The organism is Luteibacter mycovicinus, assembly GCF_000745235.1.
GTDB lineage: Bacteria > Pseudomonadota > Gammaproteobacteria > Xanthomonadales > Rhodanobacteraceae > Luteibacter > Luteibacter mycovicinus.
On the sequence record NZ_JQNL01000001.1, the window covers coordinates 1,477,389 to 1,495,362 of the forward strand.

Consider the following 17,974-nt stretch of genomic DNA (forward strand, 5'->3'; position numbering starts at 1 on the left):
CCGTCATGACCGCGACCACCCTGCCAAGGCTCGCCGTGACCGCCGGTGAGCCTGCCGGGGTGGGACCGGAACTGGTCGCCCGCCTGGCGGCCAGCGACTTTCCGGCGGACCTGATCGCGATCACCGATCGCGCCCTCCTCGCTCGCGCCGCCGCGGCGACGGGTGTCGCCCTCCAGATCATCGACGATGATGGCCACCGCATCGCCACCCGGACACCGGGCAGCATCCGGGTACGTCACGTCCCGCTGGGCGCGCCGGAAGCCTGGGGCCACCCCGATCCACGCAACGCGCGGCATGTTCTCGACATGCTCGCCCTCGCGGCCGATGGCTGCGTCAGCGGCGAATTCGACGCCGTGGTGACCGGTCCGGTGCAGAAATCCAGCATCAACGAAGGCGGCGTGCCTTTCAGCGGCCACACCGAGTTCTTCGCCGAGCGTGCGGCTGCCGATGTGGTCATGATGCTCGCAAGCCCCGAGCTTCGCGTCACTCTGGCCACGACCCATCTCCCCCTCTCCGCCGTACCTTCCGCTGTCACGCCCGAGCTCCTGGAGCGCACGCTGCGCATCGTCGCACGTTCGCTACTGCGGGATTTCGGCATCGCCCGACCCCGCATCGCCGTGCTGGGCCTCAACCCGCACGCGGGCGAAGGCGGTCATATGGGGCGCGAGGAGCTGGACACGATCATCCCCCTGCTCGATCGCCTGCGCGACGAAGGCATGGAGCTCCTGGGCCCCCTGCCGGCCGATACCGCCTTCGTCCCAGCCATGCGTCACCGCTACGATGCCGTACTGGCGATGTATCACGATCAGGCATTGCCGGTGCTCAAGAGCGAAGCGTTCGATCGCACGGTGAACGTCACGCTCGGCCTGCCCTACATCCGCACCTCGGTCGACCACGGCACCGCGCTGGATCTCGCCGGCACCGGCCGCGCGGATCCCGCAAGCCTGTTCGCCGCGACCCGTCTCGCCATCGATCTCGCCCGCCACCGGGTCACACCATGAACGCACGCCCCAAAAAGAGCTTCGGACAGCACTTCCTGCACGACAAGCGCTACATCGACCGGATCGTCTCTTCCATCGCGCCGAAGGACGGCGATACCGTCGTCGAGATCGGCCCGGGCGAAGGTGCGATGACCTTGCCGCTGCTCGCCGTGGCCAGGCGAATGACGGCCATCGAGCTCGACACCGATCTCATTCCCGGCTTGCAGGCGCGGGCCGACGCCATCGGCGAGCTGCGCATCGTGCATTCCGACGTGCTGAAGGTGGATTTCACCACGCTTGCCGCCGAACTGGGTGCCGAGCGGCTGCGCATCGCCGGTAATCTGCCTTACTACATTTCCAGCCCGATCCTCTTTCACTGCGTCGAGCATGCGTCCGCGATCCAGGACATGCACTTCATGCTGCAGAAGGAAGTTGTCGACCGCATGGCCGCCGAGCCCGGCAGCAAGGTGTACGGGCGGCTCAGCGTCATGCTGCAGCTGGCTTGCAAGGTGACGCCACTGTTCACCGTTCCACCGGGCGCGTTCCGCCCGCCACCGAAGGTCGATTCGGCTGTCGTTCGCCTCGTGCCGCTACCTCCCGAGCAGTTGCCCAAGGGCGATCCGGCCAGAATTCACGCCGTGGTGAAGGCGGCCTTCGCCATGCGCCGCAAGACGTTATCGAACACGCTCAAGGGGCTGGTGGATGCGTCAACGATGCGTGAACTCGGGATCGACCCGCAGGCGCGCGCCGAGACGCTGGCGCCCGGAGACTTCGTGAAGCTCGCAAACGCGGACTAACCGCGTTCAGGGCATACTTGCCCACCCCCTCCGCGTGCTCGACAATCCCTCCATGAACTCTAAACACCCCTACACGATCGACGTGGAGGTCGAAACCCGCTTCGTTCCCGACCAGTCGCAGCCGAAGGACAATCGCTACGTCTTCGCGTACACGATCACGCTCCGCAATGCGGGCGATTCCGGTGCGCAGTTGCTCACTCGTCACTGGGTGATAACCGATGCGAACGGCAAGGTCGAGGAAGTGCGCGGCGACGGCGTCGTCGGTGAGCAACCGTGGATGCGTCCGGGCGAGTCGTTCGAGTACACCTCGGGCGCCGTACTGGAGACATCGGTCGGCACGATGGAAGGCAGCTATCGCATGGTCGCGGATGACGGCACGCAATTCGATGCGCCTATCGCACCCTTCGTGCTTTCGATCCCGCGCACGCTCCACTAGGATCGAACCATGGAAAGCGTGCATGCCGGCAACGGCGCGATGGAGCGACTGGACTGATGGCCGTCTACGCGATCGGCGACGTCCAGGGTTGCTACCCCGAACTTCAGCGAATGCTGGAGAAGATCCGTTTCGACCCGTCGAACGACAAACTGTGGTTCTGTGGCGACCTCGTCAATCGCGGCGGTGAGTCGCTGGCCACGCTGCGACTGATTCACTCGCTGCGCGACAGCACCATCATCACCCTGGGCAACCACGACCTCTCGCTGCTGGCCATCGGCCAGCGACGCGAGGACGCGCAGCAACGGGTCAATCCCGAGTTGCGCGAGGTGCTCTTCGCCGAGGATGCGCCAGTGCTGCTCGAGTGGCTGCGCATGCAGAAGCTGCTGCACCACGACGAAACACTAGGCTGGACGATGATCCACGCCGGTATGGCGCCGATGTGGACGCTGCGACAGGCACAGCGCGCCGCGCTCGACGTCGAGCGCGAACTGGGTGGCCCACGCCACCAACGCCTGCTGAAAAACCTGTTCGGCAACCGCCCTCCGGGCTGGAACAACCGCCTGCAAGGTGTGGAGCGCCACCGCGCCACGATCAATACGCTGACCCGCATGCGCTATTGCGATGTCAACGGACGCATCGACTTCGAGGGCAAGGGCACGCCGGGCACGCAGAAGCCCGGCATGTATCCGTGGTTCGAAGTACCGGGCATGCGTCGCCGCGAGACGAAGATCGTCTGCGGTCACTGGTCGGCTCTGGGTCGCTTCGCCGGTCTGGGCGTTTACGCCATCGATACCGGATGCGTCTGGGGCGGCCAGCTGACCGCGCTGCGGCTGGACACGGAAGAGCCGGAATACATCACGGTGAATGCCGAGCCGCACCGGCATAAGCCTAAGGGTGGCGGAGATTGAGCGGGTGCGGATTTAGTGCTTCGTAGGCTTTTCGCGCGCAGGGCGCGCTCCTACATTTTGCCCGACAAAAAAACCCCGCCGATTGGCGGGGTTTTTTTTGGGTCAGGTCAGCTGGCCGTGACAGTGCTTGTACTTCTTGCCCGAACCACAGGGGCAAGGATCGTTACGACCGACCTTGGGACCATCGTTGACGACGGACTGCACGACCGGCTCGGCGCCGACGTCGCTGCCGGCGGGAAGGCCCGCCGCCTGTGCATCGGCGTGCTGGTACTGCAGACGCTGGGCTTCAGCGGAACGCTGCTGCTCGGCTTCCATCGCCAGGACTTCGTCCTCGCTGCGGATGCGGATACGCGCAAGCATCTGCACCACTTCGCCCTTGATCCGGTCGAGCATCTCGGAGAACAGCTCGAACGACTCGCGCTTGAATTCCTGCTTCGGCTGCTTCTGCGCGTAACCACGCAGATAGATGCCCTGACGCAGGTAATCCATGCTGGCGAGATGTTCCTTCCAGGCGTTGTCCACGACCGAGAGCATCACGTGCTTCTCGAGCGAGCGCATGGTTTCGGCACCGATCTGCGCTTCCTTCTCGACGAACAGCGCATCGACCGCTTCGCGCACATGGTCGAGGATGCCTTCAGCGTCGACTTCCTTCTGAGCTTCGACCCACTGTGGGAGGTCGAGCCGGAGGTTGAGTTCACTGGCGAGCTCGCGATCCAGGCCGGCGAGGTCCCACTGGTCGTCGATGCTGTCGGCAGGCACGAACCGACGCACGAGCGCGACGACGACGTCCTGGCGGATGTCACCGATCATGTCGGAAATGTCGTCGATCTCGAGGAGCTCGTCACGCTGCGCGTAGATCACCTTGCGCTGGTCGTTGGCGACATCGTCGAAATCGAGGAGGTTCTTGCGGATATCGAAGTTGTGCTGCTCGACCTTGCGCTGGACCTTTTCGATCTGCCGCGTGATCAGACGGTCCTCGAGGGCCTCGTCTTCCTTCATGCCGAACATCTGCATCCAGCGACCGATACGCTCGCCGCCGAAGATGCGCATCAGGTTGTCCTGAAGCGACAGGTAGAAGCGCGAGGAACCGGGATCGCCCTGACGGCCCGAACGGCCGCGCAGCTGGTTGTCGATACGACGCGACTCGTGACGCTCGGTGCCGATGATATGCAGACCGCCGGAGGCGAGCACTTGCTCGTGACGCTTCTTCCAGTCCGCCCGGACCTTCTGCTTTTCGACGTCGGACGCATCCTCCGACAACGTGGCCAGGGCGGCCTCGAGGCTGCCACCGAGCACGATATCGGTACCGCGACCCGCCATGTTGGTGGCGATGGTGACCGAACCCGGCGCACCGGCCTGCGCGACGATGTGCGCTTCGCGCTCATGCTGCTTGGCGTTGAGAACCTCGTGTGGGATGCGCTCCTGCTTAAGCAAGCCCGAGACCAACTCGGACACGTCGATGGACGCCGTGCCGACGAGGACGGGCTGACCGCGCTCGTGGCAGGCCTTGATGTCCGCGATGACCGCTTTGTACTTCGCATCCGGACCGAGGAACACGGAATCCGGATTGTCCACACGGACCATCGGCTTGTGCGTCGGAATCACGACGACTTCCAGCCCGTAGACGGTCTGGAATTCGTAGGCTTCCGTGTCCGCCGTACCGGTCATGCCGGCCAGCTTCTTGTACATGCGGAACAGGTTCTGGAACGTCACCGTCGCCAGCGTCTGGTTCTCGCGCTGAATGGGCACGCCTTCCTTCGCTTCGACCGCCTGGTGCAGGCCGTCGGACCAGCGACGACCCGCCAGCGTACGGCCTGTGAATTCGTCGACGATGATGACTTCGCCGTCGCGCACGATGTAATCGACGTCACGCTGATAGATGCCGTTGGCACGCAGCGCGGCATTGAGGTGATGCACCACCGCCAGGTTCTTGGAGTCGTAGAGGCCACTGTCGGCCTCGATGACACCCGCCTCGCGCAACAGCTGCTCCGCGTGCTCCATGCCCTCTTCGGACATGTGCACCTGCTTCTGTTTTTCGTCGACCATGTAATCGCCGGCGCCGTCTTCTTTTTCCTGACGGTTGAGGCGCGGCACGATCTTGTTCACCGCGATGTAGAGCTGCGGGGAGTCTTCGGCCGGGCCGGAGATGATCAGCGGGGTACGGGCTTCGTCGATCAGGATCGAGTCGACTTCGTCGACGATGGCGTAGTGCAGGCCGCGCTGATTGCGCTGTTCCTTGCTGAGCGCCATGTTGTCGCGCAGGTAGTCGAAGCCGAATTCGTTGTTGGTGCCGTAGGTGATGTCGGACTGATAGGCCGCACGCTTGTCCGCGTGGTCCATACCCGGATACACCACGCCGACCGAGAGGCCGAGGAAGTTGTAAAGCTTGCCCATCTGCGCCGAGTCACGACGCGCCAGGTAGTCGTTGACCGTGACGACATGGACGCCCTTACCCTCCAGGGCGTTCAGGTATACCGGCAGCGTACCGACGAGGGTCTTGCCCTCACCCGTGCGCATCTCGGCGATCCGGCCGGAATGCAGCACCATGCCGCCGATCATCTGGACGTCGTAGTGGCGCATGCCGAGCACACGCCTGGCCGCCTCACGGGTGACCGCGAACGCCTCTGGCAACAGCTTGTCGAGGGTCTCGCCGGCAGTGATCCTGCCGCGGAACTCCTCGGTCTTCCCGCGCAGCTCATCGTCGGAAAGTTTTTCGAATTCGGGCTCCAGGGCGTTGATGCGCTTGACCGTCTTGGACAGGTCGCGCAGCACACGCTCGTTACGGCTGCCGAAAATACTCGTCAGGGCACGATTGAACATCGATCATCCGGATCTGAAACGAAAAAAGGCTGCCGGACGGCGCAAAGCCGACCGGCACGAAGGGACGATCATACTACGCCCGCCCCCGGCTTTCCTCGGGGTGGCGGCGAGCCGTGCCGGATTCAAGGCTGTCAGCGGTGGCTGCGGACGAAAGCCAGCGGATTCACGACCTTATCGTGGTACCAGACCTCGAAATGGACGTGGGATCCCGTCGAACGGCCCGTGGAGCCGGCCTTCGCGATCACATCGCCGACGCGGACCCGCTGTCCCGGCCTGGCGACCAGGGCGCTGTTGTGCGCATAACGGGTCATGTACCCATTGCCATGGTCGATTTCGATGACGTCGCCATAGCCGCTCCGCTGACCCGCGAAGGTGACCATCCCCTCCGCGACCGCCGTCACGGGCGTACCCGTAGGCGTGGCGATATCGATCCCGGTATGCCGGGCGCTGTGACCACTGAACGGGTCCGGGCGGCCGCCAAAATACGACGAGATGTACCCGTTCACTGGCATACCCGTGGGCCGCAGGCTGGACTCGATACTGCGATCCATCAGCATGTCGCGCAGGGCTTCGAGCTGCGCCTGCTGGGTGTCGAACTGCCCGGAGAGCTGGTCGATGCTCTTGTTCAGGGACTCCGGCAAAGTGTAGGCATCCGGCTCAGCGCCGGTGGTTACTTCAGGACCGCCCTGGCCGGGCTCCTCGTCGAAATTGAACTCGCCGTCGTCCAGTTTGCCGACCTGGGTCAGCCGCTCGCCCAAGGCGTTCAACCGGACCGATTGTGCCTGGAGCTGCCCAAGCTTGACGGCGAGTGCGTCGAGGTCCCGCTGGGCGTCACGCTTGATCTGAGCGACCTGTGCGTTCTGGTCGCCCACCTCGCGCTGCAAGCCATGGATGTCGCCCATGGCGCGATCGCGAGGGCTGGCGACGGTAAGTGCGATGCCGGCGCCGACACCGGCGATGCCAACGATGCCAGCGAGCACCATCGCGGCCATTTTGCAGCGCAGGCGCCTGCAGGAGAGGTCGAGCGTTTTCGGCCCTTTCTGGCCACGTGACACGAGTATGATCTGCATACGTTCCACATCGAATAGTTAAGCCGGTCCATGCCACCGCCGCCCAAACCGTCCCGTCATGCCACGCGTGGACTCAAGTCCATCGTGGAAGTGGGACCTGTCGTCTCGCTCGCCTCCCGGGCGCGCGAACTCGACCAGCTGGAACGTCAGTTGCGCGCGACACTGCCTGCACCGATGCGCGACCAGATCCGTTTTGCGGACCTGCGCGATGGCCGGCTCGTCTTCCTTGCGCCCTCGTCGGCCTGGGCTTCGCGAGTGCGCCTGTACCAGACGCAGATCCTCGAAGCCGCCCGCGCCATCGGCGCGAAGGCCCACTCGGTTGCCGTGAAAGTGGCCCCGCTGCCGCCCGTGGAAGTCATCCCCGACCGGCATAAACCGCTTTCCACCGAAGCAGCCCGCCATCTGCGGTCCGCCGCGGCATCACTCTCCGATCCCACGCTGCGGGATCTTTTTCTGTATCTGGCACTCCAGGCCGAAAACGAAGATTAATCCGTCACTTACGACCCGGGATGCGGGTCCGTAAGCACCACCGCATCCAGCGAGGTGGCGAACTTTATAGCACGCCTCTACCAGGCGAACACCTAAATTGCACATAAAGTTCACGGGGTGAGGGGGCTGTCACACGTGGTTTTTTCTTGGTTTTGCCGCCTTGGGGCTTGGCTTTGAAGGGCTCGGCTTCGCCATCGCGTTGGCCTTGTCGCGGCGTGCGGTGTCGCTTGTAAGAGCCGGCGGGTGCCACCCTCGCGTCCACGCCTGCGGCGACCCCTCAGGGAAAGGCCGCTACCGCGGCCGTATTTCAATGGCCTTCGGCCGGGTCGGGCTCCGACTGGGGGTTTTCGAGTCGGCTGTCCCTGCCTCCCCGAAAACGGCCGGTCATCCTTGACCGGCCCCCTTGCGGGCCTCTTCCAGTCGCAGCCCTCGCCTGCGGCTACCGGACGCGAGGGTGGCACCCGCCGGCTCTTTCGGACGGTGAGGCGGCGTGGGGTCGAGCGCGGATTCGCTTCGTTGGCTGGGACCGCTCGCTTGCCTGGGGCGCATGGCCTCGTTCGCCTTAGTGGGGCTGAGGGTTCGCGAACGGGGTTCGCTCCTACCCGGCGCGGCGAGTGCGGGCGTGCGGGCAGGCACGCAGGCAGGCAGGCAGGCAGGCAGGCAGGCAGGCAGGCAGGCAGAGCATGCGGCGTGCGGTATGAGGCGTGCAGCGTGCAGGGGCCATGCTGGCGGCGGTGGCTTTGATGCGGGCCAGCCTGCTGGCAATTGCCGACGGAGCGGTGAGGCCGAAACCCGCTCGACCACCACCCCACCTCAGGGCACGGAAGAGACGGCGGGGGTGACCCTCGAGGCCGGTAGCCGCAGGCGAGGGCTTCGACTGGACAAGGCCCGCAGGGGGCCGGTCAGGGATGACCGGCCGTTTTCGGGGAGGCAGGGACAGCCGACTCGAAAACCCCCAGGCGGAGCCCGACCCGGCCGAAGGCCATTGATACACGGCCGCGGTAGCGGCCTTTCATTGAGGGGTCGCCGCAGGCGTGGCCTCGAGGGTCACACCCGTCGGCTCTTACCGCGACACCGAACGCTCGCGACAAAGCCAAACGCGAGGGCGAAGCCGAGCCGTAAAACGTCAATCTCACGCGCCCATAAAAAAAGCCGCGATCGCTCGCGGCTTCTCTCGTTTCGCTACGCCCCGGTGAGGCGTCGCCTTACACCGCCTGGGCGGGATGGGCGTAGGAGATCGGCGCCTTGGCCGGATCCTTGAAGCTGACTTCTTCCCACGCCGCGGCGTCGGCCATCAGGCTACGGAGAAGCTTGTTGTTGAGCTCGTGACCCGACTTGTGCGCGGAGTAAGCGCCGATCAGGCTGTGGCCCAGCATGTAGATGTCGCCGATGGCGTCGAGGATCTTGTGCTTGACGAACTCGTTATCGTAACGGAGGCCGTCTTCGTTCAGCACGCGGTAGTCGTCGAGCACGACGGCGTTGTCCATCGAGCCGCCGAGCGTGAGGTTACGCTCGCGAAGCATTTCGATGTCACGCATGAAGCCGAAGGTGCGGGCGCGGCTGACTTCCTTGACGAACGACGTCGTCGAAAAATCCATCTCGGCCTGCGAATTGCGCTTGTTGAACAGCGGGTGATCGAACTCGACGGAGAAGCCGACCTTGAAGCCGTCGAACGGCTCCAGCCTGGCCCACTTGTCGCCGTCTTTCACGATCACCGGCTTCTTGATGCGGATGAAACGCTTGGCCGCGTCCTGCTCCTCGATGCCAGCGGACTGGATGAGGAAGACGAACGGACCCGCGCTGCCGTCCATGATCGGCACTTCCGGCGCCGAAAGATCGACATATGCGTTGTCGATGCCGAGGCCGGCCATGGCCGAGAGCAGATGCTCCACCGTGGACACGCGGACGTCGCCCTGGATCAGGGTCGTCGAAAGACGCGTATCACCGACATTCTCCGGGCGGGACTTGAGCTCGACCGGGGGATTGAGGTCGGTGCGGCGGAACACGATACCCGTGTTCGGCGCGGCCGGACGAAGCGTCATGTACACCTTGTCGCCGGTATGGAGGCCGACGCCGGTGGCGCGAATGATGTTCTTGAGCGTGCGCTGCTTGATCATGTTGGGTCGAACCTTGTTGGCAGCAGCCTAAAGTAGCGATCATGCTAACACAGTCTTAACCTCGGGATAAACAAACCGGACGGTACAGTCCAGTGTTGCTTCACCGTTCCTTCAGCATCAGCTGCGATCCATTCTCATCTGGCCTGCGACTGAAACGTTCGTCCGTTCAATCACTTGCAAGTAACTGATATCACTTGCAGGTTTTCCTGAGGCGAAGCGGCGACGCTCCGCCACCCGGACGGGATGGCGGCGGAGCGTCGGGCGGTCCGACGTCGTGTCGGGCCGTCCTCACGTTTTCCTTAACGTGCCTGGATCTGCAAGTACCGCTCAGTCAGCCTGACGACGCAGGAACGCCGGGATATCGAGGTAATCGATCGCCGGCTCGGCGTTCTTCGACGGTGCCGGTTCCGACCGGACCGACGGAACGGAGTCGGCCTGCGCGTAATCGACCACTTCGTTGCCGGTGCCTGTGCGCAGGACGACCGGGCGGGGACGCTGACGCATCTCGACCTGCTGCTGCACCGGCTGGCGAGCCGGCTGCTTGGACGAGGCCGCGGCACCGCCACGGTTGAGGCCGGTGGCAACGACCGTCACGCGGACGTCGTCCTGCATTTCCGGGTCCAGCGAGGTGCCGATCACGACGGTCGCATCTTCCGAGGCGAAGTCGTGGATGACGCGGCCGATCTCGTCGAACTCGCGCATGGTCAGGTTGGGACCCGCCGTGACGTTGACCAGGATGCCGCAGGCGCCGGCCAGATTCACATCTTCCAGCAGCGGATTGTTGATCGCGGCTTCCGCGGCGGCCTGTGCGCGATCGTCGCCGCGGGCGGTGCCCGAGCCCATCATCGCCATACCCATTTCGCTCATGACGGTGCGGACGTCGGCAAAGTCGACGTTGATCAGGCCGGGGGCCGTGATCAGGTCGGCGATGCCCTGGACCGCGCCCTGCAGCACGTCGTTGGCCGCCTTGAACGCGTTGAGGAGCGTGACCTCACGACCGAGCACCGAGAGAAGCTTCTCGTTGGGAACGGTGATCAGCGAGTCGACATGCTGCGACAGGTCTTCAATACCCTTCAGGGCGACCTGCATGCGGCGACGGCCCTCGAACGGGAACGGCTTGGTCACGACCGCGACGGTCAGGATGCCCTTCTCTTTCGCCAGCTGCGCCACGACCGGAGCCGCACCCGTACCGGTACCACCGCCCATGCCGGCGGTGATGAAGACCATGTCCGCGCCTTCGAGCATTTCCTCGATGCGCTCGCGGTCTTCCAGCGCGGCCTGGCGGCCGACTTCCGGGTTGGCGCCGGCGCCGAGACCCTTGGTGACATTGCCGCCCAGCTGAAGATGCGTGCGCGAGGCGCAGCTCTTCATCGCCTGGGCGTCGGTATTGGCGACGACGAACTCGACGCCTTCGATATTGGAATTGACCATGTGCGCCACGGCGTTGCCGCCGCCGCCACCCACGCCAATGACCTTGATGACCGCATTCGGTGCCAGCTTTTCGATGAGTTCAAACATTTCCCGTCCTCCGCAGAACTTTTAGTTTTTTTGGTTTATGTCCCTTGTCCGACTCCTGTCGGCCATGGGTTGCGGGCCATCCCTTGTGCCCCGGCGCCCCCCTTCCATCGGGCACCGACAATCCGGTGACTACTGCTTAGAAATTCTTGGTGAACCAGCTACGGAACTTCTCGACCATGCTGCCGACATTGCCGGCGGCGGAACTCGTGTGGCGCGCGCCGCCGGTCGACCGCGAGCCGTGCAGAAGCAGGCCCACGCCGGTCGAATGCAACTCGCTGGAAACGACATCGCCCAGGCCCGACACGTGCTGGGGCACGCCGATGCGAACCATCTTGTGGAAGATTTCCTCCGCCAGTTCGAGCGCGCCTTCCATACGCGAGGCGCCTCCGGTCAGTACGATGCCGGCGGCGACGAGGCTCTCGTAACCCGAGCGACGCAGTTCGTCCTGCACCATCTCGAAGATTTCCTCGTAGCGGGCCTGCACCGACTGCGCGAGCGCCTGACGCGCGAGACGACGCGGCGGCCGATCGCCCACGCTCGGCACCTGGATCGTTTCTTCCGCATGGGCAAGCTGGGCGAGCGCACACGCGTATTTGATTTTGATCTCTTCCGCGTGAGCGGTTGGTGTGTGCACGCCATACGCGATGTCGTTCGTCACCTGATCGCCACCGACGGGCAGCGACTTGGTGTAGCGGATCGCGCCCTGCGTATAGATGGCGATATCCGTCGTACCGGCACCGATATCGACGAGGCACACGCCGAGCTCGAGCTCGTCCTCGGTCAACACGGCCTTAGCGCTGGCGACAGCGGCGGGCACGAGTTCATCGACCGACAGACCGCAGCGCTGAATGCACTTGGAGATGTTCTGCACCGCGCTCGCCGCGCCCGTGACCAGATGCACGCTGGCCTCCAGACGCACGCCGCTCATGCCGACCGGATGACGGATACCGTCCTGACCGTCGATACGGTATTCCTGCGACTCCTTATAAAGCACCTTGCGATCGGCCGGGATCGCCACGGCGCTGGCCGCTTCGAGTACCTGCTCCAGATCGGCCGACATCACCTCGCGGTCGCGGATGGCCGCGGTGCCGTGCGAGTTACGCGTTTCCAGATGGCTGCCGGAGATCGAGGCGTACACCGAACGGATATCGCAGCCGGCCATCAGCTCGGCCTCTTCGACCGCGCGCTGGATCGAGTGGACCGTCGATTCGATGTCGACCACCGAGCCACGCTTCATGCCGCGCGAGACGTGCGTGCCGATACCGATGATTTCGATGGCCTCACCCGGCTCGTATTCGCCGACGATGGCGACGACCTTCGACGTTCCGATGTCGAGGCCGACGACGAGCTGTTTGTCGTTCTTGTTTCTCATGATCCTGCTCAGCTTCCGACCTTGGGTGTGGCCGTGGTTTCCGGTTGCGGCCACCGGATGGCGAATCCGTTGGTGTAACGAAGGTCGGCGTAGGCGAAACCGCTGTGCCGACCGGCGACGAGTTGTGGGTAGACATCGAGGAAGCGGGCCAGACGGCGATCGGCCTGCTCGCGATCGCCGATAACGATTTCGGCGCCGCTCTCGGTCGTGACGCTCCAGCTGCCGCGCTCGCTGAGGCTGACGCCGACGATCGACAGGCCTGTCCTGCCCTCGAACGATTTCTGTGCCTGTGCGTAGAAGCTCACCACCTCGGCCAGACGCGAGTCGGGCCCACGCAGCCGCGGCAGGTCGCCCATCTGGTCGGCGCCCGGCGCGTCGAAGACGAGCCCCTGGCGGCTGATCAGACGGTCCTCGTTCCAGCGCGCGAACGGCTGGCGCTCGTAGATGCGTACCAGCAGCGTGTCGGGCCAGCGCTTGCGCACTTCCACCGACTCGACCCACGGCAGCGCACCGATCGAATGACGCACGGTTTCCAGATCCGTCGCGAAGAAGCCCTTGCCGAGGCTCGGCAGCACGGCGCTGCGGATCTGTTCGGCGCTGACGTGCGCGAACTCCGCTTCGACCTTGAGCTGCGTCACCGGCCAGCGGCCGACGGCGAACCAACCCTGCATCACGCCGACCACGGGCAAAACCACCAGTGTGATGGCGATTCCCCAGGCGACCAGACGCGTGGCGGCGGAACCCTTCATGCGCGGGCGGCCTCCCGTTCCATCGAGGTTTCCAGCACGCGCCAGCACAGGCCCGCATAGTCGAGGCCCGCGACGGCCGCAGCCTTGGGGACCAGCGAATGCGAGGTCATGCCGGGCGCGGTGTTCACTTCGAGCAGCCAGTTCTTCCCATGGCGATCGCGCATGACGTCGACGCGGCCCCAGCCGAAGCAGTCGAGCGCGTCGAAGGCCTGCAGCGCGAGCGCGCGCATGGTGTCCTCGGCTTCGCCCGACAGGCCAGGCACGATGTACTGGGTGTCTTCCGCCACGTACTTGGCGTTGTAATCGTAGTACTCGCCCTTGGGCACGATCTTGATGGTGGGCAGCACTTCGCGACCCAGGATGCCGACGGTGTATTCGCCGCCCTCGCTCGCATCGCCCTCGATCAGGGTTTCCATCAGCATGTCGCCGGGATAGCGGCGCGCCAGTTCGACGGCGGCATCGAGACCGGCTTCATCGAACACACGCGTCACGCCGACGCTGGACCCTTCCCATGCCGGCTTCACGATCAGCGGAAAGCCGACGTCACGAGCGGCGGCGTGCACGTCCGCACCGCGCGGCAGCGCCTTGAACTTCGGGGTCGGCAGGCCGAGTGCGATCCACACCTGCTTGGCGCGGACCTTGTCCAGCGACAGCGCCGAACCGAGCACGCCGGAGCCGGTATACGGCACGCCGAGCGACTGCAACGCGCCCTGCAACTCGCCGTTCTCACCACCCGCGCCGTGCAGGATGTTGAACACGCGTGCGAAGTGACCCGCGCGCACCGCGTCGAGCAAGGCCGGGATACCGTCGATCGGATGCGCGTCGACGCCCAGCGAACGCAGCGCTTCGAGCACGCCGCGACCGGAGTCGAGCGACACCTCGCGCTCGGCGGAGTTACCACCCAGCACGACGGCCACGCGGCCGAAATCGGCGGCGTCGGTGACGATGCGGGGGAAACGGGTCGTGCTCATCACTTGCTTGTCCTCAGGTTGCCGGCGCTGGCCAGCTCGATGGCCGCCGCGCCGATATCGCCGGCGCCCAGCAGCATGATCAGGTCGCCGTCGCGCGCCAGCGCGGACAGCGTGGCGCGAAGGTCGCGCGGATGGTCGACGAGCACCGGGTCGGTCTTGCCACGGGCACGGATAGCGCGCGCGAGGGCCTTGCCATCGGCGCCCGCGATCGGCGATTCGCCTGCGGGATAGACCTCGGTCAGCACCAGCACATCGACCTCGGCCAGAACCTTGGCGAAGTCATCGAGCAGGTCGCGCGTACGGCTGTAGCGGTGCGGCTGGAAGGCCACGACCAGACGGCGGTCCGACCAGCCGCCGCGCGCGGCGGCGAAGACGGCGGCCAGTTCGCGCGGGTGATGACCGTAGTCGTCGACGAGCAGCGCGCTGCCGCTGTCGAGTGCGATCTCACCGCGACGATGAAAACGACGACCCACGCCTTCGAAACGTGCCAGCGCACGCGCGATGGCCTCCGCTTCGACGCCCAGCTGCCAGCCCACGGCCGCCGCGGCGAGCGCGTTCTGCACGTTGTGTCGGCCTGGCAGATTCAGCGTCACCGGCAGCGCGTCGACCCTGCCCGGCAGATGCAGGTCGAAATGCATTTCGAAGCCGAGCTGGCGGACGTTGGTGGCCGTCACGTCCGCGGCGGCATTGTCGATGCCGTAAGTGAGCAGGCGACGCGAGGTGTCTTCCGCGAGCTTCGCCGTCTCTTCGTCGTCGATGCAGAGCACCGCCATGCCGTAGAACGGCAGCCGATGCAGGAAGTCGCTGAAGGCCTTCTTCACCAGCGCGAAGTCGCCCTGGTAGTTCTCGAGGTGATCGGCGTCGATATTGGTGACGACGGCCATGACCGGCGACAGCATCAGGAACGAACCGTCCGACTCGTCGGCCTCGGCGACCAGATACTGGCCGGTGCCCAGACGGGCATTCGCACCGGCGGCGTTGAGCTGGCCGCCGATCACGAAGGTCGGGTCGTAGTCGGCTTCCGCCAGCACGCTCGCGACGAGGCTGGTGGTGGTCGTCTTACCGTGCGTTCCCGCGATCGCGATGCCACGACGGAAACGCATCAGCTCGCCGAGCATCTCGGCACGCGGCACCACGGGAATGCGTGCGGCACGTGCGGCGACCAGCTCGGGATTGTCCTGACGGATCGCACTGGACGTGACGATCACGTCCGCGCCGTCGATGTTCGACGCCTCGTGACCCACCTGCACTTCGACCCCGAGCTTGGCCAGACGCTCCGTGGTCGTCGAGTGCGCGCGGTCGGAGCCGGACACGCTGTAGCCGAGGTTGGCCAGTACTTCGGCGATACCGCTCATCCCGACGCCGCCCACGCCGATGAAGTGGACACGGCGGAACGAGGTCATGAAATCGTCGTGGGCGCGCAAACGACCGGGCGTCATGCGGAAACCTCCATGCAATGACGGGCAATCGTGGATGCGGCGTCGGGCTTGGCCAGCGTACGGGACGCATTGGCCGCGGAAAGGATCTGCTGGCGGTCCAGCAGCATGTCGTAGAGCAGACGGGCCAGCGCTTCGGGAGAGCCGGCCTGATTCAGCGCCTTGTCGGCGATGAGGTGAGCGCCACCGGCATCGACCATCGCGCGCGCGTTCACCGTCTGGTGGTCGTCCACCGCATGCGGGAACGGTACGAGCAGCGCTTCGAGGCCCGCGGCGCAGAGTTCGGCCACGGTCAGCGCACCGGCGCGGCACACCACCACGTCCGCCCACTCGTACGCACCGGCCATGTCTTCGATAAAGGGGACGACGTTGGCCGCGACGCCGGCGTCGACATAGGCCGTGCGCGCTTCGTCGAGGCCGCGCTCGCCGGTCTGGTGGACGACTTCAGGCTCGCAGGCCGAGAGATGCGCGTCAGCACGCATGAACGCCAGCGCCTTCGGCACGGCCAGATTCAGGGTGCGTGCGCCAAGGCTGCCGCCGAGAACGAGCAGGCGGGGGCGACCGGCACGACCGTCCATGCGCTGCGCCGGTAGCGGCAGCGCGGCGATGCGCGCACGCACCGGATTGCCGACCCACTCGCCGTTCGGCAGCACGTTCGGAAAGCCGGTGAGCACCTTTTTCGCGAAGCCGGCGAGCTTGCGGTTGGTGAAGCCGGCGACCGCGTTCTGTTCATGCACGACCAGCGGAATGCCCGCGATACGCGCCGCCACGCCGGCGGGGCCCGCCACGTAGCCACCCATCGAAAGCACACAGGCCGGACGCAGGCGGCGCAGCAGTCTGAGCGAGGCAAGCAGCGCACGCGCCAGCATCACCGGCGCCATCACGCGCGTCTTCATGCCTTTGCCGCGCAGGCCACCGACGGCCACCGTGTGCAGGTCGAGGCCATGCGCGGGAACCACGCGGGTCTCCATGCCGCCTTCTGCACCGAGCCACGCGACGGGGACGCCGCGCGAGCGCAGTTCGTCGGCCACGGCAAGGCCGGGGAAGATGTGGCCACCGGTACCGCCGGCCATGATCAGCACGGGGCGGCTCATGCGGCACCGCCATAGGCCGCCGAATCCGGCACGGCATTGGCCGGCAGGCGCACGGCGGTCTGTCGCGCGTCTTCGGCGCGGTTGATTTCGAACGTGGCGCGCAGCAGCACACCGACCATCGCGCAGGTCATCAGCACGGACGAACCGCCCGAGCTGATCAGCGGCAGGGTCAGGCCCTTGGTCGGCAGCACGCCGAGATTCACGCCGATGGATACCATCGCCTGAAAGCCGAGCATCAGCGAGATGCCATAGGCGACGTAACCGGAGAAGCGCTGACCGAGCTCGACGCCCTTCAGTCCCATGTAGAGACCCCGGCCGACCAGCACGATGTAAAGGAAGATGACCGTGACGATGCCAGCCAGGCCGAGCTCCTCGGCGAGCACCGCAAGGATGAAGTCCGTATGCGCTTCGGGCAGGTAGAACAGTTTCTGCACGCTGGAACCCAGACCCACACCCGTCCACTCACCGCGACCCACGGCGATCAGCGCCTGGGTCAGCTGGAAGCCGTCGTTGAACGGATCCTTCCACGGATCGAGGAACGAGGTGAGGCGCTTGATGCGGTAATCCTCGGCGGTCGCCGCGTAAATCAGGGCGGGAACCAGGGGCGTCGCCAGCACGAGAAGGTTGCGCATGCGCGCACCCGCCAGCCAGACCATACCGACCGTGGTCGCGACCACCAGAGCCGCCGAACCGAAGTCGGGCTGTGCCAGCAGCAACAGCACGATGAGACCGGCCACGGCGACCGGCTTGACCACGCCGAACAGGTCGTACTCGACGCCTTCGCGGTGACGGACCAGGTAGCTCGACAGGTAGCCGACGAGGATCAGCTTCACCGCCTCGACCGGCTGGAAGCTGGTGACCAGCAGGTTGACCCAGCGACGTGCGCCGTTGATGCGCATGCCGAAGACCGGCAGGAACACCATCAACAGCATGATGATGCCGACCAGCAGCAGCAGGAAGCTGTGCTTCTCGAGCGTCTTCAGTTCCGTGCGCATCGCGGCGGCGGCCAGGCAGCCACCGAGCACGAGAAACACGAGATGGCGCTTGAGATAGTAGAAGGCGCCCTGATGCGAGCCGTCGGCCACGGCGATCGAACTGGACGTGACCATGATCACGCCCAGCGTCGCGAGCGCGAGCGCAGCCAGGAGCAACGGGAGATCGAAGCTCCCGCGGGGACCCTGGCGGCGTTTGGCCTGCTTGTTTCCGAAGCCGAACAT

At 65.4% G+C, this 17,974-nt stretch carries 15 protein-coding genes; 5 read left to right on the forward strand and 10 right to left on the reverse strand.

Annotated features, from left to right (window positions below):
- The first annotated feature begins 5 nt into the window (after positions 1-5).
- Genes pdxA through FA85_RS06735 form a run of 4 tightly spaced genes read left to right on the forward strand, consistent with a single transcriptional unit; the run spans position 6 to position 3,121 of the window.
- A complete protein-coding gene (gene pdxA, locus FA85_RS06720; protein WP_036110496.1) occupies positions 6-1,001 on the forward strand; it encodes a 4-hydroxythreonine-4-phosphate dehydrogenase PdxA in 996 nt (331 codons plus the stop codon).
- A complete protein-coding gene (gene rsmA / locus FA85_RS06725; protein ID WP_036110494.1) occupies positions 998-1,777 on the forward strand; it encodes a 16S rRNA (adenine(1518)-N(6)/adenine(1519)-N(6))-dimethyltransferase RsmA in 780 nt (259 codons plus the stop codon). Before pdxA ends, rsmA begins: the two co-directional genes overlap by 4 nt.
- A gap of 52 nt (positions 1,778-1,829) precedes the next feature.
- The gene (gene apaG / locus FA85_RS06730) at positions 1,830-2,213 is read left to right on the forward strand and encodes a Co2+/Mg2+ efflux protein ApaG (protein ID WP_036110491.1); all 384 of its coding nucleotides are present in this window, start codon (positions 1,830-1,832) and stop codon (positions 2,211-2,213) included.
- A 56-nt stretch (positions 2,214-2,269) separates the two neighbouring features.
- Complete coding sequence (locus FA85_RS06735) at positions 2,270-3,121, forward strand: symmetrical bis(5'-nucleosyl)-tetraphosphatase (RefSeq protein WP_036110488.1); 852 nt, start codon at positions 2,270-2,272, stop codon at positions 3,119-3,121.
- 102 nt (positions 3,122-3,223) lie between these two features.
- Here the strand turns inward: FA85_RS06735 and secA are convergent, their stop codons facing one another.
- Together secA and FA85_RS06745 are read right to left on the reverse strand one after the other, a co-directional pair.
- Entirely contained in the window at positions 3,224-5,941 is a 2,718-nt protein-coding gene (gene secA, locus FA85_RS06740; protein WP_036110484.1) for a preprotein translocase subunit SecA, read from the reverse strand.
- A 131-nt stretch (positions 5,942-6,072) separates the two neighbouring features.
- Entirely contained in the window at positions 6,073-7,011 is a 939-nt protein-coding gene (locus FA85_RS06745) for a M23 family metallopeptidase (protein WP_036110481.1), read from the reverse strand.
- A 30-nt stretch (positions 7,012-7,041) separates the two neighbouring features.
- Here FA85_RS06745 and FA85_RS06750 point away from each other — a divergent pair, with 30 nt between their 5' ends.
- On the forward strand, positions 7,042-7,500 hold the full coding sequence (locus FA85_RS06750) for a DciA family protein (protein ID WP_051943319.1): 459 nt from the start codon (positions 7,042-7,044) through the stop codon (positions 7,498-7,500).
- 1,205 nt (positions 7,501-8,705) lie between these two features.
- Here FA85_RS06750 and lpxC read toward each other — a convergent pair.
- The 8 genes from lpxC to ftsW all read right to left on the reverse strand — a co-directional run bounded on the left by lpxC (position 8,706) and on the right by ftsW (position 17,974).
- Positions 8,706-9,617 (reverse strand): UDP-3-O-acyl-N-acetylglucosamine deacetylase, encoded by a 912-nt coding sequence (gene lpxC / locus FA85_RS06755; protein WP_036110475.1) that lies wholly within the window; start codon positions 9,615-9,617, stop codon positions 8,706-8,708.
- 327 nt (positions 9,618-9,944) lie between these two features.
- On the reverse strand, positions 9,945-11,135 hold the full coding sequence (gene ftsZ / locus FA85_RS06760; RefSeq protein WP_036110474.1) for a cell division protein FtsZ: 1,191 nt from the start codon (positions 11,133-11,135) through the stop codon (positions 9,945-9,947).
- Between the two features lie 136 nt (positions 11,136-11,271).
- Complete coding sequence (gene ftsA / locus FA85_RS06765) at positions 11,272-12,507, reverse strand: cell division protein FtsA (protein ID WP_036110472.1); 1,236 nt, start codon at positions 12,505-12,507, stop codon at positions 11,272-11,274.
- Positions 12,508-12,515: 8 nt separating this feature from the next.
- Positions 12,516-13,256, reverse strand: coding sequence for a cell division protein FtsQ/DivIB (locus FA85_RS06770; RefSeq protein WP_036110469.1), 741 nt, complete (start codon positions 13,254-13,256; stop codon positions 12,516-12,518).
- Positions 13,253-14,227 (reverse strand): D-alanine--D-alanine ligase, encoded by a 975-nt coding sequence (locus tag FA85_RS06775; protein ID WP_036110468.1) that lies wholly within the window; start codon positions 14,225-14,227, stop codon positions 13,253-13,255. The genes FA85_RS06770 and FA85_RS06775 overlap by 4 nt, the downstream gene beginning before the upstream one ends.
- Positions 14,227-15,666, reverse strand: a complete 1,440-nt coding sequence (gene murC, locus FA85_RS06780; RefSeq protein WP_036110466.1) for a UDP-N-acetylmuramate--L-alanine ligase — start codon at positions 15,664-15,666, stop codon at positions 14,227-14,229. Before murC ends, FA85_RS06775 begins: the two co-directional genes overlap by 1 nt.
- On the reverse strand, positions 15,663-16,757 hold the full coding sequence (murG, locus tag FA85_RS06785; RefSeq protein WP_036110464.1) for an undecaprenyldiphospho-muramoylpentapeptide beta-N-acetylglucosaminyltransferase: 1,095 nt from the start codon (positions 16,755-16,757) through the stop codon (positions 15,663-15,665). The genes murC and murG overlap by 4 nt, the downstream gene beginning before the upstream one ends.
- Positions 16,754-17,974, reverse strand: a complete 1,221-nt coding sequence (gene ftsW, locus FA85_RS06790) for a putative lipid II flippase FtsW (protein ID WP_036110462.1) — start codon at positions 17,972-17,974, stop codon at positions 16,754-16,756. Before ftsW ends, murG begins: the two co-directional genes overlap by 4 nt.